Origin of the sequence: Pseudomonas sp. NFPP25 (assembly GCF_900116505.1) — a bacterium.
Taxonomy (GTDB): Bacteria; Pseudomonadota; Gammaproteobacteria; order Pseudomonadales; family Pseudomonadaceae; genus Aquipseudomonas; species Aquipseudomonas protegens.
Map to the genome: position 1 here is coordinate 967,120 of NZ_FPBG01000001.1, position 19,297 is coordinate 986,416.

Sequence of the window (19,297 nt, forward strand, 5' to 3'; positions counted from 1 at the left end):
TTTTCCCCGAACCCGAGCCTGGGGGCGCCCGCCTCCGGACCAACCTTGAGCCCAGAGAAGGAATCAAGCGATGAGCGAGCAACCCACGATTGTCCTGGTCCACGGTTTCTGGGGCGGTGCCGCCCACTGGAACCGGGTCATCGTCGAACTGCTGAACCGCGGTTACGAGAAGATCCGCGCCGTGGAACTGCCCCTGACCTCCCTCGCCGAGGACGTCGAACGGACCCGCAAACTGGTGGCCCAGCAAGCAGGGCCGGTGCTGCTGGTGGGGCACTCCTACGGCGGCGCGGTGATCACCCAGGCCGGGCATGCGCCAAACGTCGCGGGCCTGGTGTACATCGCCGCCTTCGCCCCGGACCAGGGTGAAAGCCCCGGTGGCCTGACCCAGGAGTTCCCGCCTGAAGCCGCCGCCAATCTGGCGCCCGACAGCGACGGCTACCTCTGGGTGCGTCCGGAGCGTTTCCAGCAGAGCTTCTGCCAGGATCTCAGCCCCCAGGAAGGGCTGGTCATGGGCCTGACCCAGAAGGCGCCGCTGGCCAGTACCTTCGGCGACGCCCTCGGGGCCCCGGCATGGCGCGATAAACCTTCCTGGTACCAGGTGTCCCGTGCCGACCGCATGATCGCCCCGGCGAACCAGGAGCGCATGGCCGCCCGGCTCAACGCCCGCAAGGTCATTCACCTGGACGCCAGCCACGCCTCCCTCGCCTCCCAGCCCGGGCCCGTAGCCGCGCTGATCGCCGAGGCCGCCGACTCCCTGTAACCGGTTGACTGGGCGCTCTTCAGACGAGCCGTTGGCGACCTCGCAAACCCCGCGCCCCAGCGACGGAGCGCCGCCCAGACCGTTCGTAACCTTCGGCAGCGGCTACAGGACGCCAGGGTCAACTGTCAGGGCGCAGGATCAGTACGGCCAGCGGCGGCAGGTTGAGTACCAGGGACAGGGCCTGGCCATGGCTGCTCTGCTCTTCGCTGAAGGCCTCGCCACCGTTGCCGTAGTTGGAGCCGGCATACAGTTGCGAATCGCTGTTGAGCAACTCGCTCCAGCGCCCCGCCACCGGTACGCCGACGCGATAGCCCTGGCGTGGCACCGGGGTGAAGTTGGCCACCACCAGCAGCGGTTCGCCGCTCTTGCTCCAGCGCAACCAGGCATAGACGCTGTTGATCGCATCGTCGCCGATCAGCCATTGGAAACCCTGGGGCACGTCGTCCTGGTCGTGCAGCGCCGGGTACTGGCGATACAGGCGGTTGAGGTCCCCCACCAGTTGCTGCACCCCGCGGTGCTCGGGGTACTGCAGCAGGTACCAGTCCAGTTGCTGGTCGTGGTTCCACTCGCGCCATTGGCCGAACTCGCAGCCCATGAACAGCAGCTTCTTGCCCGGATGGGCCCACATGAAGCTCAGGTAGGCCCGCAGGTTGGCGAACTTCTGCCAGCGATCGCCGGGCATCTTGTCGATCAGCGAGTGCTTGCCGTGCACCACTTCGTCGTGGGAGATCGGCAGGATGAAACGCTCGGACCAGGCGTACACCAGGCCAAAGCTCAGTTCGTTGTGATGGTGGGCGCGGTACACCGGGTCCTGCTGGATGTAATGCAGGGAATCATGCATCCAGCCCATGTTCCATTTATAGGCAAAGCCCAGGCCACCCTGGTCGGTGCGCTGGCTGACCCCGGGCCAGGCGGTGGACTCCTCGGCGATCACCAGGGCACCCGGGGCCTCCAGGGCCACGACGTCGTTGAGGTGACGCAGAAAATCAATGGCTTCGAGGTTTTCCCGGCCGCCGTGGCGGTTCGGCACCCATTCCCCGGCCTTGCGCGAATAGTCGCGGTAGAGCATCGAGGCCACGGCATCCACCCGCAGGCCGTCGACGTGGAAATGCTTGAGCCAGTGCAGCGCCGAAGCCAGCATGAAACCGTGCACTTCGGTACGCCCCAGGTTGTAGATCAGGGTGTCCCAGTCCTGGTGGAAGCCTTCCAGGGGGTTGCCGTACTCATACAGTGCAGTGCCGTCGAACTGCGCCAGGCCGTGGGTATCGGTGGGAAAGTGCGCCGGCACCCAATCGAGAATCACCCCGATGCCTGCCTGGTGGCAGGCGTCGACGAAGGCTGCGAAATCCTGCGGGCTGCCGTAGCGGGCGCTGGGGGCGAACTGGGACAGCGGCTGGTAGCCCCAGGAGCCGCCAAACGGGTGCTCCATGATCGGCATCAGCTCGATATGGGTAAACCCCAGGTCCTTGACGTAGGGAATCAGCCGTTCGGCCAGTTCGGCCCAGCTGTACTGGCGGGCCACTTCTCCAAGGTCGTCCACTTCGCACTGCCAGGAACCGGCATGCAGCTCATAGATCGACAGCGGCGCGTCCACCCGCTGGCGCTCGCCACGGGCCAGCATCCACTCCTGGTCCTGCCAGTCGATGGTCAGGGGCGGCGCGACTCTGGAGGCGGTGTCCGGCGGCAACTGCGTGGCCAGGGCCATGGGGTCGGCCTTGAGCGGCAGGATGCCCTGGGGCCCGAGGATCTCGTATTTGTAGGCCTCGCCCGCCTGCAGGCGCGGGATGAACAGCTCCCAGACCCCGGAGGGATGGCGCAGGCGCATCGGGTGCCGGCGCCCGTCCCAGATATTGAAGTCGCCCACCACCGAGACCCGCCGGGCATTCGGTGCCCAGACCGCAAAACGCACGCCGTCGATGCCGTCCACGGTGGTCAGTTGCGCCCCCAGGCAGGAACTGAGGTCGCGGTGATTGCCTTCGGCAAACAGGTACAGGTCCATCTCCCCCAGCAGGGGGCCGAAGCTGTAGGGGTCTTCACTGACCTGTTCGCCCCCGGCCCATTGAATGCGCAAGAGATAGGGCCGGGCCTCGGGAAAGTGCCCGACAAACAGCCCCGGCACCTCACCGGCTTGCAGGCTGCCGAGCACCTGCTGCTGGTCGCGGTCGAGCACCTGCACACTCAGCGCCCCGGGCAGGAAAGCGCGGATGAATTGCCCGCCGGCGCCATCGCCGTGGGGCCCGAGAATGGCGAATGGATCGCGGTGTTCGGCCCGTACCAGGGCGTCGATGGCCTTGGCCGAAGGAAGCAATGCCGGTTGCTGCTTTCCCTGTTCCTTGTTCGAGAAACTCATGACTGCTCTCCACCACTCTCAATATCGGAAAAGGGTTTCAGTTCACGTAACAGCCCCACCAGGCCGTGCAATGGCACAGGCAACCAGGCGGGACGGTTCTCCGCTTCATAGGCCAGCTCGTAGGCGGCCTTCTCCAGGCTGAACAGTGCCAGTGCGGCATCCGCGGCCGCCGGGTCCTGCCAGCCATGGGCAAGATTAGCCGTCGCCAGCCGATACGCCTGGACAAAGGCGTGGCGCGCCTCGGCCAGGTAGCGCGTGACCACTTTGCGCCGCCCCGCCGCCGCGCCTTGCGCGCCGTCCACCGCCGGTGCCTCCAGGGCCATGGCCGCCGCGTAGTCGAAGGAACGCAGGACCCCACTGACATCCTTGTACGGGCTGTGCTTGCCGCGGCGCTCGGCCAGGGGCCGGGCCGGCTCGCCCTCGAAGTCGATCAGGTAGGCATCGCCCTTGATCACCAGTACCTGCCCCAGGTGCAGGTCGCCGTGGACACGAATCCGCACGCCCCCCACCAACTGTTTGGCCAGTTGCTGGATGTGACCCAGGATCAGCGCCTTATGCTGCAACAATTTGCCGAGCAATTTCTGCTCCCCTGCCGCGAGTTCGGCCTGGTGCTGTTGAAGCAGTTGCAACCCGCGCTCCAGTTGCTCGGCAACCTGCTGGTTCCAGGCCTGGGCATCCTTGGCGGTGGCCTGCTCGGGAGCGAAATCCGGATTGTCGCTGGGGGCCGCCAGCAGCAGGTGCATTTCCCCCAGGCGCTGGCCCAGCAGGCCGGCGAAATCCTGGAGCTCGCCCAAGGCGTTGTAGTGCTGCTCCTGCTCGGACATGGCCTCGGCCAGCTCGTCGCGGATCGCCCGCTCGAGGTTGTTCTGGGTCCACTCCCAGGCATCGCCCTGATTGTTCAGGTAGCCCTGGGCGATCATCAGCAGATGGTCTTCGCCCTGGGCATCGCGGCGCAGCACCGAGCCCAGCAGCGGCGAGATGTGGGCAAAGCCGGCAGCGGTGAGGAAGGCGCCCATTTCCAGTTCCGGGTGAATGCCCCCCGCCACCTTGCGGATCAGCTTGAGCACCAGGCTGCCGCCCACCACCACCGAGCTGTTGGATTGCTCCGCCGACAGGTAGCGCACCTCGGCGTCGGCCCCCAGGCCCAGCGCCGCCAGCTGCGCGGTGGCCTCGAAACGGATCTGGCCCTGCTCGCTGTCCAGGCAGGTGGTGCCCTGCAGCGCCAGCAGCACGTTGCGCACGAAACTGTCGAGGGCGAAGGCGTCGGTGATCAGCCCCACCTGGCGCCCGCGACGCACCCGGGCCATGGCCAGTTGCTGGGGCAAGGCGCTGTTGATCTGCTCTTCGGCCAACAGGCCGAACGGCAACTGGTAGCGCTCGCTGCGCCCGGCGCTGGTGACTTCGATCTCGCTGAGCAGCACCGGGTGCTGCGGGTCGCCAAAGCGCACGCCGTAGGCGATCCGCGCCTGGTCGATGGCGCTGTCCTTGCCGGCGAACCAGCGCCGCTTGGGCAGCCAGTTGGGCAGTACTTCCTGCTCCAGGGTGGTGCGCGATGGCGCTTCGAGCAATTCTTCGAGGCGTTTCTTCAGCACCAGGGTGGTGAAATCCGGCAGGCTCTGGGCCGGTTCCACGTGCCAGCTGGGCATCTGGTTTTCCGCCGCCAGGACGAACCAGTAGAAACCGTAGGGCGCCAGGGTCAGGAGGAAATTCAGCTGGCCAATGGGCGGAAAGGCGTTCCCGCCGAGCATCTCCACCGGCACCATGCCCGCGAACGCCGAGAGGTCCAGCTCCGCGGCCTGGGCGCTGCGCGAGACGTTGGCCACGCACAGGATGATCTCCTGCTTGCCGTCAGGCCCGGTGTATTCCCGGGTATAGGCCAGGATCCGTCGGTTGCTCGGCGACAGCATCTTCAGCGTGCCACGGCCAAAGGCCTTGGACTGCTTGCGCACCGCCAGCATGCGCCGGGTCCAGTTGAGCAGAGAATGGGGATCGCCAGACTGGGTCTCGACGTTGACTGACGGGTAGCCGTACAGCGAATCCATGATCGGCGGCAGCACCAGGCTGGCCGGGTCGGCCCGGGAGAAACCGCCGTTGCGGTCGATGGACCATTGCATCGGCGTACGCACGCCATCCCGGTCCCCCAGGTAGATGTTGTCGCCCATGCCGATCTCGTCGCCGTAGTACAGGGTCGGGGTACCGGGCATCGACAGCAGCAGGCTGTTGAGCAGCTCGATGCGCCGCCGGTCACGCTCCATCAGCGGTGCCAGGCGCCGGCGGATCCCCAGGTTGATCCGCGCCCGGCGGTCGGCGGCGTAGTAGTTCCACAGGTAGTCGCGCTCGCGGTCGGTGACCATTTCCAGGGTCAGTTCATCGTGGTTGCGCAGGAAGATCGCCCACTGGCAGTTGGCCGGGATCTCCGGGGTCTGGCGCAGGATGTCGGTGATGGGGAAGCGATCCTCCTGGGCCAGGGCCATGTACATGCGCGGCATCAGCGGAAAGTGGAAGGCCATGTGGCACTCGTCGCCGTCGCTGCCTGTGACATCGCCAAAGTACAGCTGGGTGTCTTCCGGCCATTGGTTGGCCTCGGCCAGGAGCATGCGGTCCGGATAGTTGGCGTCGATTTCGGCGCGGATCTGCTTGAGCACCTGGTGGGTCTCCGGCAGGTTCTCGTTGTTGGTGCCATCGCGCTCAATCAGGTAGGGAATGGCGTCCAGGCGCAGGCCGTCGATGCCCATGTCGAGCCAGTAGCGCATCACCGAGAGCACGGCCTTCATCACCTGGGGGTTGTCGAAGTTGAGGTCCGGCTGGTGGGAGTAGAAGCGGTGCCAGAAGTACTGGCCGGCCACCGGGTCCCAGGTCCAGTTGGACTTCTCGGTGTCGAGAAAGATGATCCGCGTGCCGTCGTATTTCTGGTCGTCGTCGGACCACACGTAGAAATTGCGCGCCGCCGAACCCGGCTTGGCCTTGCGTGCCCGCTGGAACCAGGGGTGCTGGTCGGAGGTGTGGTTGATCACCAGCTCGGTGATCACCCGCAGCTCGCGCTTGTGGGCCTCGGCGATAAAGCGCCGGGCGTCAGCCAGGGTGCCGTAGTCGGGGCTGACCCCGCGGTACTCGGCGATGTCGTAGCCGTCGTCACGCCGCGGCGAGGGGTAGAACGGCAACAGCCAGATGGTGTTGACCCCCAGGTCCTTGATGTAGTCGAGTTTGGCGATCAGCCCGGGAAAATCGCCGATTCCGTCGTTGTTGGAATCGAAGTAGGACTTCACATGCACCTGGTAGATCACCGCGTCCTTGTACCAGAGCGGGTCCTTGATAAAGGTCGTGGGGCGAGGTTTCTTGGCCATGTCGGGCTCCTGAAAAAATTGAATTCGCAGCTGCCACAAACCACGCCCCACCGTGGGAGCTGGCTTGCCAGCGAAGGCGTCGGGCCGGGCCTGCACAAGGCCCATGGGCCCAAGCCGGCTCCTACGTGGCGGTGATGCGCCAGATGCCGAAGGGCTGCGCCGGTTCGATGCGCATGAACTGGGTCTTGCCGTACCAGGTCCAGCGGTGGCCGTTCATCAGGTCCTCGCCCTGGGTCTGGGCGTCATCGGCCAGGCCCATTTCCCACAGCGGCAATTCGAAATGCGCCTCCTGGGGGTTGAACGGGTCGAGGCTGACCGCCACCAGCACGAAGTTGTCGCCGCTGCGCTTGCCGAAATACAGGATGTGGTCATTCCAGGCGTTGTACAGCTTGAGCCCCAGGTGGCTGTGCAGCGCCGGGTTCTGCCGGCGGATGCGGTTGAGCTGGGCGATCTCGGCAATGATGTTGCCCGGCGCCGAGAAGTCCCGGGGGCGGATCTGGTATTTCTCCGAATCCAGGTACTCCTCCTTGCCCGGCACCGGCGCCGATTCGCACAGCTCGAACCCGGAATACATGCCCCACAGCCCGGATCCCATGGTGGCCAGCACCGCGCGGATCAGAAACCCAGGGCGCCCCGAGTCATGCAGGAATTGCGGGTTGATGTCCGGGGTGTTGACGAAGAAGTTGGGGCGGAAGCAGTCGCGCCACGGCGGCTGGTTGAGTTCGGCCAGGTAGCTGGACAACTCGCTCTTGGTGTTGCGCCAGGTGAAGTAGGTGTAGCTCTGGGTGTAACCGACCTTGCCCAGGCGCGCCATCATCGCCGGGGTGGTGAAGGCTTCGGCGAGGAAGATCACCTCCGGGTACTGGCGGCGCACTTCGCCGATCAGCCACTGCCAGAACGGCAGCGGCTTGGTGTGGGGGTTGTCCACGCGAAAGGTCTTGACCCCCTCCTCGACCCAGCCGATGACGATGTCCCGCAGTTCCAGCCACAGGCTGGGAATGGCCTCGGCGGCATAGAAGTCGACATTGACGATGTCCTGGTACTTCTTCGGCGGGTTCTCGGCGTATTTGATGGTGCCGTCCGGGCGCCAGTTGAACCAGCCCGGGTGCTGCTTGAGCCAGGGGTGGTCCTGGGAACACTGGATGGCGAAGTCCAGGGCGATCTCCAGGCCGTGGTCGGCGGCCGCCGCCAGCAGCCGGCGGAAGTCCTCCCGGCTGCCCAGTTGCGGGTGGATGGCCTCATGGCCGCCCTCCTCGCTGCCGATTGCATAGGGGCTGCCGGGATCGTCCGGGCCTGCGCTCAGCGAGTTGTTGGGCCCCTTGCGGTGGCTGCGGCCGATGGGGTGGATCGGCGGGAAATACAGCACGTCAAAGCCCATGTCGTGAATCATCGGCAGCCGCGAATGAACGTCGTTGAACGTGCCGTGGCGGGCCGGATCGTCGGTGATCGAGCGGGGAAACAGCTCGTACCAACTGGCGAACTGCGCCTGTAGCCGCTCCACATCCAGCGGGTACTCGGGGCTCAGGCTCAGGTAGGGCCGGTGATCGGCCTCGGCCATCAGGCGCGCGCTGGACTCGCTGAGAAACAGCGCCACCTGCTCGGCCTCCAGCAACCCGGACAGCTCGCGCTGCAACGCCAGCAACTGCTCGCGCAGCGGCCCTTCGCTGCGCTCGGCGGCCTGTTGCACATGGCTGCGGCCCTCCTGCAGCTCCAGGCTGACCGCAACCCCGGCCAGGTGCTTTTTCTCCAACTCGTAGCAGAAGCTGGCGAACTGATCGATCCAGGCTTCGATGCAGAAGCGGTAGCGCCCCACTTCGGGCACCGTGAAACGCCCCAGCCAACCGTCGTTGCCCTGATCTTCCAGGGCCTGGCTGGCCCAGCTGTCCTGCTGCTCGTTGTGCCAGCGCACCCGCACCGCCAGTTTGTCGTGGCCGTCGGCGAATACCTTGCACGCCACCTCTACCTCCTGGCCGGCCACCGCCTTGACCGCGAACTGGCCGCCGTCGAGCACCGGGCGGATGCTCTCGATGGCAATGCGCGGCAGCAGCAGGGCCTGGGACAACGGCAGGTGCGCCTGGTATTGCTGTTCGGTCGGTTTTTCTACAGTCATCGAGCATCACCCCTTTTTCACGTCTTCGACGCTCTGGTGGCGGGGCCGCGGCCCCGGTGAATCAATGCACTTAGGTTCCGAGCCAAAGCCTGCGGCGAAAGTTCACCGCGATTGGTCGGCCAAGCGGCGGGAATCAAATCCGCGCCGCTGCGGTCCACCAGAAGAGCCCGTGCATCTGCAAGCACAAAGGAGGCCAGCGCGATGAATATCCCGATCCCGGCAGAAACCCCCGATCCCAACATCGACCAACCGACCCTGCCCCCCAGCGAGCCTGAGCCGATCCCGGAGCAGGAACCGCCGGAAAGCACCCCGCCACCCAAGGGCGACCCGCCCACTACCATGCCGCCGGTGGTGGTCAGCGCCTGAGCCCGGGCGCCTGCCCAGCCAGCAAGCATAGACAGCCACGTGGGGAGGCCCGGAGCATCAGCCGTCCTGGCGCTTTTCCAGGCGCCGGACAATCAGCGGCATCAGGCTGAAGACCATCAGCGCCAGCAAGGTACTGAGCACCGCCGTGGCCTCGCGGCCCATGCCGGCGGCCACGCCGATGGCGGCGGTCATCCACAGCCCGGCGGCGGTGGTCAGGCCCTTGACGTGCTGGCCCTGGTCTTCTTCACGGCCCTTGAGGATGGTCCCTGCGCCGAGAAAACCGATCCCGGCGATGACCCCCTGGAGCACCCGGCTCATGGCATCGGCCTGGGCCCCGGACAGGCTCGGCACCAGCACGAACAGGGCCGCGCCCATGGCCACCAGCATATGGGTGCGAACCCCGGCGGCCTTGCCCTGATGCTCGCGTTCGAAGCCCAGAATGCCCCCCAGCAGGGCCGCCACCAGCAGCCGCAGGGTGATCTGGGTCAGTTGCCGGGCATCGCCGATATCGGCGAATTCGTCTTGCAGGGTCAGCCAGACTTCTTGCCACCAGGTGTTCATGCGATCGCTCCTCGTCCCTTCGCGGGCTCCTGAGCGATGGACCGCGCCCGCCAGCAAAAGGTACCGCCATCACCACCACCGCAGGAACCGGCTTGCCGGAGAAGAGGCCCCAAGCCGGCTGCCAACCCCACGGACGCCTTCGCTGGCCAGCCAGTTCCTGCACAAGCCTGCGCCCCCACCCGCCAGCGCCTGCCCAGCCACCGTTGATCGCCGTGGTCGAACCCTGGCCAGCCCCTGCGCCCTAACCTGTACAGCCATTGCCTTGAGGTAACCGCCATGAGCCTGCGCATCGAAAACCAGACCTGCTATTTCGACACCGAAACCCTGCACCAGCACCTCCCGGCCAGCGCCGTGACCATCATCACCGACAGCGCCAAGTCGATGTCGGCGGTGGACCTGGGTGGCGAGCGGGTCTACATCACCGAAGCAGAAGCCGACGCATTGACCGTAGCAGGTGCCACCGACGGCCGGCGCCATCTGAAAGCCAGTGAAGGTGATTCGGTGATTTGACTGACCTGGATCAGGGCCCGCCCCGCGGCCCTGTGCCAGCACGGCCTGCAGCCCTCCCTGGTGGCACCTGAGGGGGTACGGCAAGTTGTCGCAGGGGCGCTGCAAAGGGCCATCTGATCCGGTTTTTTATCAAATACCTGAGTCTGTTATGCAAACAGATCCGTGGTCATAGTTGCCCGGCCTGATGGAGGCTGATGAGCGAACGACCATGAGCGAAAGAATCCCCGTCCGATTAGTAGAAACCTTCGAACCTTCACGCCCTACACAGATGAAGACGAAGACCACTGACAAACACGTCTACACCCGCAGTTTCAGCGGCCTGTTCCGCACCCTGCGCATGAGCGGAGCAGGTTTCCTGTTCCTGCTGTTCTTCGGCACCGTGTGGCTCAACTGGGGTGGCCGCCAGGCCGTGCTCTGGGACCTGGCCGAAAGCAAGTTCCACATTTTCGGCGCAACCTTCTGGCCCCAGGACTTCATCCTCCTCTCGGCGCTGCTGATCATCTGCGCCTTCGGCCTGTTCGCCATCACCGTGTTCGCCGGCCGCGTCTGGTGCGGCTACACCTGCCCGCAAAGCTCGTGGACCTGGCTGTTCATGTGGTGCGAAAAGGTCACCGAGGGCGAGCGCAACCAGCGGATCAAGCTGCAGGCCGCGCCCTGGGGCCTGAACAAGCTGGCCCGCCGGGCCATGAAGCACACCCTGTGGCTGGGCATCAGCCTGCTCACCGGCCTGACCTTCGTCGGCTACTTCACCCCCATCCGCCCCCTGGCCCAGGAACTGCTGACCCTGCAGATCGGCGGCCTGAGCCTGTTCTGGGTGCTGTTCTTCGCCGCGGCCACCTACATCAACGCCGGCTGGCTGCGCGAGGCGGTGTGCATGCACATGTGCCCTTATGCGCGCTTCCAGAGCGTGATGTTCGACAAGGACACCCTGACCATTTCCTACAACCCGGTGCGCGGCGAAAGCCGTGGCCCGCGCAAGCGTGATGTGAAGCCTGCCGATGTCGGCCTGGGCGACTGCATCGACTGCCAGCTGTGCGTACAGGTCTGCCCTACCGGCATCGACATCCGCGACGGCCTGCAGATGGAGTGCATCGGCTGCGCTGCCTGCATCGACGCCTGCGACTCGATCATGGACAAGATGGGCTACGCCCGCGGCCTGATCGCCTACACCTCGGAACACGAGTTGCAAGGCGGCAAGACCCACCTGCTGCGTCCGCGCCTGGTGGGCTACAGCCTGGTGCTGCTGGTGATGATCGGCGCCCTGGCCCTGGCCCTGGTGCAGCGGCCGATGGTGTCCCTGGACGTGAGCAAGGACCGCGGCCTGTTCCGCGAGAACGCCCTGGGCCAGATCGAGAACATCTACAGCCTGAAGATCATCAACAAGACCCAGGAACGCCAGCAGTACCACCTGGCCCTGGTGGATGGCGAAGGCTTCGAGCTGCAGGGCAAGACCGAGCTGAGCCTGGCCCCCGGTGAAATCACCGACCTGCCGGTGTCCGTGGCGATGACCCAGGACAAGGCGCAGAGCAGCTCCCAGGCCATCAGTTTCAAGGTCAGCGACAGCGATGACCCCGGCGTCTACGCCGTGGCCAAGAGTCGTTTTGTCGCGCCGATGAACCGCTGAGCCTCTAGAATGCCCTGGCGAGGGAGCCGGCTCCCCCCGGGGCCGGCCCCGTAGCCAATGAACCGGACACCCGCCGCCAGCCCGCTGGCGGCGTTCGTCACTCCCTCGCCACCGCAGATATGTCGACCCGATGACCAGACTGGATCCTCAACCGCAGATGAAACGCTACGAAAAATTCGCCGATGACATCGCCGAACTGATCCGCTCCGGGGTCCTGGGGCCGGGCCAGCGTGTGCCTTCGGTGCGCTACGCCAGCCAGACCTACGGGGTCAGCCCGTCGACGGTGTTCCAGGCCTATTACCTGCTGGAGCGTCGCGGCCTGATCCGCGCCCGCCCGCGCTCCGGCTACTTCGTCAATGCCCACGCGCCGAGCCCGTTCTCGGAGCCGGTGATCAGCAGCGAAGTCAATGAATCCACCGAAGTCGATGTCAGCGAACTGGTGTTCTCGGTGCTCGATTCGATCAAGGACCCGAGCACCGTGCCTTTCGGCTCGGCGTTCCCCAGCCCGACCCTGTTCCCCCTGCAGCGCCTGTCGCGCTCCCTGGCCAGCGCCAGCCGCGAGATGGACCCGCGGGTGGTGGTCACCGACATGTCGCCGGGCAATCCGCAGCTGCGCCGGCAGATCGCCCTGCGCTACATGGTGGCCGGGCTGATGCTGCCCATGGAGGAGTTGCTGATCACCAACGGCGCCCTGGAGGCGCTGAACCTGTGCCTGCAAGCGGTGACCGAGCCCGGCGACCTGGTGGCCATCGAGGCTCCGGCCTTCTACGCCAGCCTGCAAGTGCTGGAGCGGCTCAAGCTCAAGGCGGTGGAAATCCCCGTGCACCCGCGCGACGGCATCGACCTCGGGGTGCTGGCCCAGACCCTGGAGCGGCACCCGATCAAGGCCTGCTGGTGCATGACCAACTTCCAGAACCCCATGGGCGCGAGCATGCCCGAGGCGAAGAAACAGGAGCTGGTGGAGCTGCTGCGCCAGCACCAGGTGCCGCTGATCGAAGACGACGTCTACGCCGAGCTGTACTACGGCCAGCAGGCGCCGAAACCGGCCAAGGCCTTCGACACCGAGGGCCTGGTGATGCACTGCGGCTCCTTCGCCAAGAGCCTGGCCCCGGGCTACCGCATCGGCTGGGTCGCGGCCGGGCGCTATGCGCAGAAGATCGAACGGCTGAAACTGATGACCTCGCTGTGTGCCTCGATGCCGGCCCAGGCGGCGATTGCCGACTACCTGCAACACGGTGGCTACGACCGCCACCTGCGCAAGCTGCGCTATGCCCTGGAAGAACAGCAGAGCGCCATGCTGGCGGCGATCGCCCGTTACTTCCCGGCCCAGACCCGGGTCAGCCAGCCGGCCGGCGGCTACTTCCTGTGGCTGGAGCTGCCGCCGCAGATGGACTCGCTGAAACTGTTCCAGATGGCCCTGGCCCAAGGCATCAGCATCGCCCCGGGGCCGATCTTTTCGCCGACCCAGCGCTTTCGCAACTGCATCCGCCTGAACTATGGCAGCCCGTGGAACGAAGCCGCGGAAAAGGCCATGGAAACCCTGGGGCGGATCATCCGCTCCTTCTGACCCCAACCGCCCCACCCGCACCTGTAGGAGCCGGCTTGCCGGCGAAGAGGCCCGCAAGCCATGCAGCGCCTGAGCGGACGCCTTCGCTGGCAAGCCGGCTCCTACGGGGCGGTACACACCGCGCAATCTCCAGGCCGAGTGAGTCGCTGCAAGAGCGGAACCGCAAGTAGCCGCACCCGCCGGAATGGATATGTACCCCATCCCATGCGCCGCATGACAGAACCAAATCCCCTTGCTACCTCCCCTCAACTCATTCAGCATCCGCGCTCCAATTTTCCAGGGAAAGGAACACGTCATGGTCGAAGACCTGTATTACGACGACTACCCAGAGGCCAAGACCGAACTGATCAAGGCCATCGAACGCGGCCGCCTGCCACTGCTGACCCAGGAACTCAACGCCTACGACTGCATCCAGGCGATCTTCGAACTGGACGCCATCAACAACCCCAAGGACGAGCAAGACGCCTTCTTCGACCTGGCCCTGGCCCTGATCGGCTGGATTCCCGGCCCCGGGCACGGCCTGAAGATCCTTTTGCGCCTGATCAACCGCGCCCCCCAGCGCCACGCCGAAAAGCTCTTCGACCTGATCCGCCACACCCTGCTGGCCTGCCGCCTGAAGACCAGCCCCGAACATCTGCTGGAAAAGTGCCTGGATCCCGTGCGCCTGGCCGAGGAACTGCCCGAGATCATCCGCGGCGTGAGCGCCTCCAGCACCTTCAACAGCCTTACGCCCCAGCAGCAGCGCCTGGTGCTGCACAACCTCAACGAAGCCTGCGAACACACCGAGTTCCTCATGGTGTCGGTGCAAGAACGCATTGCCCCCTGGATCGCCGAGCAACGCAACAACTCGGCCGCCGCCCACAGCCGCGGCCCGGCCCTGGCGCCCAAGCCGCAGTCGTCCCTGGAACCGCGCCCAACGACCCTCACCGCCGCGCCACAACCCGGGGCCCACGACGCCGCAAGCATCGCCCAGGACATCAACCAGGGCCTGGAACACCTCACCGGTGGGGGCCACTGGCTGGAACTGAACCTGCACTACCCGAACCTGGAGCCGGTGTCCGGCGCCGCCTACCGAGCGGTGTTCAGTGACGGCTCGCAAGCCGAGGGCAACCTCGACCAGGAAGGTTTTGCCCGCCTGGAAGGCATCCCCGAGGGCCCGGTGAAGGTCTACTACGGCGAAGACCCACGCCCCTACCTGCGCCGGCCAATCGTTGCCCTGCCAGCCAATGCACAACAGCTGGAAGAGGAACTGGAGCAGCTTGACCTGGAGCCCGCCGAAGTCGACCTGCCGACCCTGCTGCTGGAAACTTCGCAGCGCAAGGCGCCCTTCACCCTGATTCCCGTGTACTGAGCCAAGGCACCGACATGAACCGCAGACAAGTGTTTCTCAGCCACAAGCAGTACCACGACTTCCTCGAAAGCCTGGCCGGCGAAGAGGCCCACTGGCAGACCCACTCGATGATGGCCGACAGCCCCGAGCAGGAAGCCTCCCTCAAGGCCTCCAATGTGCGCAGCGCGCGCCTGCACCACCTGATCCTGGGCTACACCGGCGGTGCACCCATGGAGCAACTGGCCCGGGAGCTGGATGGGGTGATCGAAGGCTACGAAGATTACCAGCGCAAGATGGGGGTTTATGAAGAACGGCCGGATATCGCGCCGCTGAACATCGAAGACTACCCCGACGAATACGAGGAATATGTCCAGGTCATCAGCCTGTGCATCCTGCTGCAACGCAGCGACCTGCTGCCGCGCCTGGTGCTGCTGCAGGACCGTGCCGGCTTTGGCGGCCAGGACACTCTGATCGAGGACCTGCTCAAGGCCTACCTGCCGGATCGTGAAGACGTTGATCAGTGGTTCCACGACGTCTCCACGCCCCTGATCCGGGCCATCTACACCGAAGATCCGGATGAACCCCGGGAACTGCTGGTGGAGTACTGCAACCAGTGGTACGAGGCGTTCGAACAGGCCCCATGGCACGACAGCCACCTGGACGGCGACGAGGGTTCCTACTTCGGCTACTGGGCCTTTGAAGCGGCGGCGGTGGCCTACCTCTACGGCCTGGACGACAGCGCGGTGAAACACATGGTCTTCCCCCGGGAGATGCTCGAATACGCCCGGCGCTTTACCCCGCCGCCGATGCCCCAATAGCTGGCGCAGCACTGATAGCCCCCGTTTACCGCTCCTTCTTAAAGGTTATGCATTGCCCATGAAATCCTGGATCAAGACCCTGCTGATCACCCTGCTCGCAGCCGCCCTGTGCCTGCTGTTCGCCCGCGTTGTGCTGCCCCCGCTGCTGGTGCAGTTGATACCGCCGAGCTGGGAAGGCGGCCCGTGGTTCTGGGTCAATCTGCTGCTGGCGGGTTTCCTGGCCGGGCTGGTGGTGGCGCCCCTGCTGCGGACCCGGCGTTATTACCCGGTGCCGCTGCTGCTTCTTCTGTCCGTCCTGGTGGTGGTCGGCAATTGGGCGCAGAACCGCTGCAACGACGCCCAGTTGCAGGCCATCGAACAGCTGGAAAGGCGCAGCGCGAGCCATTCGAACCTGGGGTTCTCCAATGAGGAACCCGCACCATCGGCGCCTGTGGACGTGAGCGCCACACCGGGCGTCTGGGCCCATGAGCAAGGCGATGGATATGGCTACAGCTGCAACCGCCCGGGGGAAACCCTGGGGTTCCTGATGCCACAGTTGATGAGCTTTGGCACCAGCGTACTGGGGCTATTGCTGGCCCTGCTGATCGGCCCCGGCCGCCGCCGCGCCCGCTGAGGAAACCGCAGGAGCTGGCTTGCCAGCGAAGGCGTCCGCAAGCGCGGCGCAAGACTCAAGGGCCTCTTCGCCGGCAAGCCGGCTCCTACACGGCAGACCATAAGCTCGGAGGGGGCTGTAGGAGCTGGCTTGCCAGCGAAGGCGTCTGCAAGGTCGGCGCAAGGCTTGAGGGCCCCTTCGCCGGCAAGCCGGCCCCTACGGGATAGGCCGCGGACTTGCGGGGGCTCAGCGGCCGCCGCCCAGGTCGACGAAGGTGCCGGTGGCGTAGGAGGCCTTGTCCGACAGCAGCCAGACAATCGCCTCGGCCACTTCATCAGGACGCCCGCCACGACCCATGGGGATTGCCGATTCCAGCTTGCTGACCCGGTCGGCATCGCCGCTCAGGGCATGAAAGTCGGTGTAGATATAGCCCGGGCGCACCGCGTTGACGCGGATGCCCTCGCCCGCCACTTCCTTGGACAGGCCGATGGTGAAGGTGTCCAGGGCGCCCTTGGAGGCGGCGTAGTCGACGTATTCCCCCGGCGAACCCAGGCGCGCCGCCACAGAGGAGACGTTGACGATGCTGCCGCCCTGCCCGCCATGGCGCGGCGACATGCGCAGCACCGCATGCTTGGCGCAGAGGATCGGCCCCATGACATTGGTCTTCATGATCTTCTGGATGCGAAATTCGGACATTTCATCCAGCCGCGACTTGTGGCCCACGGTCCCGGCATTGTTGACCAGGGCCGTGACCCGCCCCAGTTCGCTGTCGACCCGCTGGAACAGACCGATCACTTCATCCTCGATGCTGACGTCGGCGCGCACCGCGATGGCCTGCACGCCCAGGGCGCGAACCTGTTCGAGCACCTGCAGGGCGGACTGCTCGTCGGCCTGGTAGTTGATGCACACCTTGAATCCCTGCTGCGCGGCCAACACTGCCGTGGCGGCGCCTATACCCCGTCCGCCACCGGTGATGACGATGACTTTATCCATGCTGCCGACTCCCTCACTGAACATTTCAACGCGAGCCATTAAACACCGCGCGGGCGGCGATGAAAACTGCGCAAATGTGCCACATCAAGCCAGTAGAAGTGCACGGTAGCCCCGCGCACCGACGGCGCAAACCGGCTGGGGCCTGGGCGGCGGCCATATCCCTGCGAACTGCCGCCAGATCGCGACCGCAGCCGGCAAGGCGAGAGGCTCAGGCTTTTTCTTCGCCCCGGTGGATGCCCTGCATGAAACCTTCGGGCGGCAGCGGATGGCCAAGGAAATAGCCTTGCAGGGAATCACAGCCCAGTTGGGTGAGGAAGGTCTGCTGCACCCCGGTTTCCACGCCCTCGGCGACGATCCGCAGGCCCAGTGCCTGGCCCAGGGCGACAATGGCCGAGACGATGGCGGCATCGTCGCTGTCGTGCTCCAGGTCGCGGACGAAGCCGCGGTCGATCTTCAGCTCGTTGGCCGGCAGGCGCTTGAGGTACATCAGGCTGGAATAGCCGGTGCCGAAATCGTCGATGGACAGGTCCACCCCCATGTCCGCCAGCTGTTGCAGGACAAGCATGCTGACATCGGCGTCGTTCATCGCCGTGGTTTCGGTGATTTCCAGGGTCAGGTTGTTGGCCGGCAGGTGGTAGCGTTCCAGGGCATTGGCCACGCTCCTGACCAGCCCGGCATGGCAGAACTGCAAGGCCGAGAGATTCACCGCGATGCGCCAGTCGGTGTAGCCCTGGACGTACCACTCGCGCATCTGCCGGCAGGCCTCGTTGAGCACCCACTCGCCGATGGCAATGATCAGCCCGGTCTTCTCCGCCAGTTCGATGAACTTGTCCGGCAGCAACAGGCCATGCTGGGGATGCTCCCAGCGCAGCAGCGCCTCGGCCCCCACCGGCAGGCCATTGGCAGCGTCGAACTTGGGTTGGTAGTGCAGGCGGAACTGATGATGCTCCAGGGCATTGCGCAGATCCTGCAGCAATTGCAGCTGGCGCCGGGCATTGCTGTTCATCGAGGCATCGAAAAAGCTGTAGCCATTCTTGCCGGTGCCCTTGGCGTGGTACATCGCCGCATCGGCGTTCATCAGCAGTTCCTGGGCACTCAGGCCATTGCCCGGGTACACCGCAATGCCGATGCTGGCGGAAATCTGCAGGTCGTGCTCGGCCACCCGGAACGAGCGCGATACCAGCCCCACCTGGCGTGCCGCCAGGCGCAGGGCATCGTCCGGCTCGGCCAGTTGCACCAGCAGCACGAACTCATCGCCGCCGATCCGCGCCAGGGTGTCCTCGCTGCGCAAATCCTCGCGCAGGCGCTGGGCCACTTCGCGCAGCAACTGGTCGCCCATGTGGTGGCCAAAGGCGTCGTTGACCGGCTTGAAACCGTCCAGATCGATGAACATCAGCGCAAAACAGCCACCATGGGCAGTGACCCGGTGCATCGCCTGGTCAATGCGGTCGGCCAGCAGAATGCGGTTCGGCAGCCCGGTCAGGGTGTCGTGCAACGCCAGTTGGGTCAGTTCCTTGTTGGCTTCGGTCAACGATTGCGCCAGCACCGCGGTGCGGGCTTCCAGCCGCGCATCCAGCACCGAGGTCAGCAAGGCGATGATCAGCACCGCCAGGGTGGTGATCAGCACCAGGTTGTCCAGGCCCTTGCCGCTCAGGCCGTTGCCCAGGGCGCCGCAGAAACTGCCATCGGCGAAACGCGCCGCGGCCATGCCGGTGTAATGCATGCCGACGATGGCAAAGCCCATGACAATCGCCGCGCCGGTCCGGGCCAGACGTACGTAGGGGGTGTTCTGGCGCAGGCGAAAGGCAATCCACAGCGCCGCCAGCGACGCGCCGAAGGCAATCAGCAACGAGGCGCCGAACAGGCTCGGGTCGTAGTCGATGCCCGGCTGCATGCGCATGGCCGCCATGCCGGTGTAGTGCATGCCACTGATGCCCGAGCCCATGATCAGCGCGCCGAACAGCAACTGCCACAGCGGCAGCCGCGGCTGGCTCACCAGCCACAGGGCAAAGCCGCAGGACAGGATCGAGATCAGCAGCGACAAGGCGGTGAGCTGGATGTCGTAGCCCAGGTCGATGGGCAGGCTGAAGGCCAGCATGCCGATAAAGTGCATGGACCACACACCGACGCCCATGGCCAGGGCTCCGCCCATCATCCATAGATAAGCGGCACGGCCGGTGGTGGTGGCAATGCGCCCGGTCAGGTCGAGGGCAGTATAGGAAGCGAGGATCGCCACGAAAATGGAGATCAGGACCAGTGCGGAGGAGTAGCTACCGATGAGCATGAGGCGTCTCTTGGCCGTTGTGCCGACATCCCTGCGCGGCGGGCAAAACCGCAGATTGTACTGATTGCGTGGAAGAACGCATCTACAA

14 protein-coding genes are annotated in these 19,297 nt (G+C 65.4%); 8 read left to right on the plus strand and 6 right to left on the minus strand.

Going from position 1 to position 19,297, the window contains the following annotated elements:
• The first annotated feature begins 70 nt into the window (after positions 1–70).
• Positions 71–760 carry an alpha/beta hydrolase gene (locus BM382_RS04075; protein WP_015635519.1) on the plus strand — a complete coding sequence of 230 codons (690 nt, stop codon included), beginning with the start codon at positions 71–73 and terminating at the stop codon, positions 758–760.
• Between the two features lie 118 nt (positions 761–878).
• Here the strand turns inward: BM382_RS04075 and glgB are convergent, their stop codons facing one another.
• From glgB to BM382_RS04090, 3 genes are all read right to left on the minus strand, one after another.
• Positions 879–3,110 carry a 1,4-alpha-glucan branching protein GlgB gene (glgB, locus tag BM382_RS04080; protein WP_019095234.1) on the minus strand — a complete coding sequence of 744 codons (2,232 nt, stop codon included), beginning with the start codon at positions 3,108–3,110 and terminating at the stop codon, positions 879–881.
• Positions 3,107–6,454 (minus strand): maltose alpha-D-glucosyltransferase, encoded by a 3,348-nt coding sequence (treS, locus tag BM382_RS04085; protein ID WP_072441935.1) that lies wholly within the window; start codon positions 6,452–6,454, stop codon positions 3,107–3,109. The genes glgB and treS overlap by 4 nt, the downstream gene beginning before the upstream one ends.
• A 121-nt stretch (positions 6,455–6,575) precedes the next feature.
• Positions 6,576–8,564, minus strand: coding sequence for an alpha-1,4-glucan--maltose-1-phosphate maltosyltransferase (locus BM382_RS04090; protein WP_053151444.1), 1,989 nt, complete (start codon positions 8,562–8,564; stop codon positions 6,576–6,578).
• A gap of 201 nt (positions 8,565–8,765) precedes the next feature.
• Between BM382_RS04090 and BM382_RS31830 the strand changes: the two genes are divergently transcribed.
• Positions 8,766–8,930, plus strand: coding sequence for a hypothetical protein (locus BM382_RS31830; protein ID WP_019095231.1), 165 nt, complete (start codon positions 8,766–8,768; stop codon positions 8,928–8,930).
• Positions 8,931–8,987: 57 nt separating this feature from the next.
• Here BM382_RS31830 and BM382_RS04095 read toward each other — a convergent pair whose 3' ends face one another.
• Complete coding sequence (locus BM382_RS04095) at positions 8,988–9,491, minus strand: MgtC/SapB family protein (protein WP_011061160.1); 504 nt, start codon at positions 9,489–9,491, stop codon at positions 8,988–8,990.
• Between the two features lie 276 nt (positions 9,492–9,767).
• On the opposite strand from BM382_RS04095, the gene BM382_RS04100 reads away from it, so the two are divergent.
• The 6 genes from BM382_RS04100 (at position 9,768) to BM382_RS04125 (ending at position 15,953) form a co-directional block, all read left to right on the plus strand.
• Positions 9,768–10,001, plus strand: coding sequence for a DUF3203 family protein (locus tag BM382_RS04100; RefSeq protein WP_011061159.1), 234 nt, complete (start codon positions 9,768–9,770; stop codon positions 9,999–10,001).
• Between the two features lie 208 nt (positions 10,002–10,209).
• Entirely contained in the window at positions 10,210–11,625 is a 1,416-nt protein-coding gene (gene ccoG, locus BM382_RS04105) for a cytochrome c oxidase accessory protein CcoG (protein WP_011061158.1), read from the plus strand.
• Positions 11,626–11,782: 157 nt separating this feature from the next.
• Complete coding sequence (mapR, locus tag BM382_RS04110) at positions 11,783–13,192, plus strand: GntR family transcriptional regulator MpaR (protein WP_011061157.1); 1,410 nt, start codon at positions 11,783–11,785, stop codon at positions 13,190–13,192.
• Between the two features lie 295 nt (positions 13,193–13,487).
• Positions 13,488–14,543, plus strand: a complete 1,056-nt coding sequence (locus tag BM382_RS04115) for a hypothetical protein (protein ID WP_072441937.1) — start codon at positions 13,488–13,490, stop codon at positions 14,541–14,543.
• Between the two features lie 14 nt (positions 14,544–14,557).
• Positions 14,558–15,340 (plus strand): PoNe immunity protein domain-containing protein, encoded by a 783-nt coding sequence (locus BM382_RS04120; protein ID WP_072441939.1) that lies wholly within the window; start codon positions 14,558–14,560, stop codon positions 15,338–15,340.
• Positions 15,341–15,398: 58 nt separating this feature from the next.
• Positions 15,399–15,953 carry a hypothetical protein gene (locus tag BM382_RS04125; protein WP_065363984.1) on the plus strand — a complete coding sequence of 185 codons (555 nt, stop codon included), beginning with the start codon at positions 15,399–15,401 and terminating at the stop codon, positions 15,951–15,953.
• A gap of 225 nt (positions 15,954–16,178) precedes the next feature.
• Here BM382_RS04125 and BM382_RS04130 read toward each other — a convergent pair whose 3' ends face one another.
• Both BM382_RS04130 and BM382_RS04135 read right to left on the minus strand, forming a co-directional pair.
• Positions 16,179–16,925 (minus strand): SDR family oxidoreductase, encoded by a 747-nt coding sequence (locus tag BM382_RS04130; protein ID WP_015635506.1) that lies wholly within the window; start codon positions 16,923–16,925, stop codon positions 16,179–16,181.
• A 208-nt stretch (positions 16,926–17,133) separates the two neighbouring features.
• Positions 17,134–19,209, minus strand: a complete 2,076-nt coding sequence (locus BM382_RS04135; RefSeq protein WP_065363983.1) for a putative bifunctional diguanylate cyclase/phosphodiesterase — start codon at positions 19,207–19,209, stop codon at positions 17,134–17,136.
• Between the last annotated feature and the right edge of the window lie 88 nt (positions 19,210–19,297).

What these genes read in the sequence shown, in the direction of transcription:
- BM382_RS04125 (WP_065363984.1), top strand. Translation starts at nt 15,399, where the DNA reads ATGAAATCCTGGATCAAGACCCTGCTGATCACCCTGCTCGCAGCCGCC.
- BM382_RS31830 (WP_019095231.1), top strand. Translation starts at nt 8,766, where the DNA reads ATGAATATCCCGATCCCGGCAGAAACCCCCGATCCCAACATCGACCAA.
- BM382_RS04075 (WP_015635519.1), top strand. Translation starts at nt 71, where the DNA reads ATGAGCGAGCAACCCACGATTGTCCTGGTCCACGGTTTCTGGGGCGGT.
- ccoG (WP_011061158.1), top strand. Translation starts at nt 10,210, where the DNA reads ATGAGCGAAAGAATCCCCGTCCGATTAGTAGAAACCTTCGAACCTTCA.
- glgB (WP_019095234.1), bottom strand. Translation starts at nt 3,110, where the DNA reads ATGAGTTTCTCGAACAAGGAACAGGGAAAGCAGCAACCGGCATTGCTT.
- BM382_RS04095 (WP_011061160.1), bottom strand. Translation starts at nt 9,491, where the DNA reads ATGAACACCTGGTGGCAAGAAGTCTGGCTGACCCTGCAAGACGAATTC.
- BM382_RS04130 (WP_015635506.1), bottom strand. Translation starts at nt 16,925, where the DNA reads ATGGATAAAGTCATCGTCATCACCGGTGGCGGACGGGGTATAGGCGCC.
- BM382_RS04120 (WP_072441939.1), top strand. Translation starts at nt 14,558, where the DNA reads ATGAACCGCAGACAAGTGTTTCTCAGCCACAAGCAGTACCACGACTTC.
- BM382_RS04090 (WP_053151444.1), bottom strand. Translation starts at nt 8,564, where the DNA reads ATGACTGTAGAAAAACCGACCGAACAGCAATACCAGGCGCACCTGCCG.
- BM382_RS04115 (WP_072441937.1), top strand. Translation starts at nt 13,488, where the DNA reads ATGGTCGAAGACCTGTATTACGACGACTACCCAGAGGCCAAGACCGAA.
- mapR (WP_011061157.1), top strand. Translation starts at nt 11,783, where the DNA reads ATGAAACGCTACGAAAAATTCGCCGATGACATCGCCGAACTGATCCGC.
- treS (WP_072441935.1), bottom strand. Translation starts at nt 6,454, where the DNA reads ATGGCCAAGAAACCTCGCCCCACGACCTTTATCAAGGACCCGCTCTGG.
- BM382_RS04100 (WP_011061159.1), top strand. Translation starts at nt 9,768, where the DNA reads ATGAGCCTGCGCATCGAAAACCAGACCTGCTATTTCGACACCGAAACC.
- BM382_RS04135 (WP_065363983.1), bottom strand. Translation starts at nt 19,209, where the DNA reads ATGCTCATCGGTAGCTACTCCTCCGCACTGGTCCTGATCTCCATTTTC.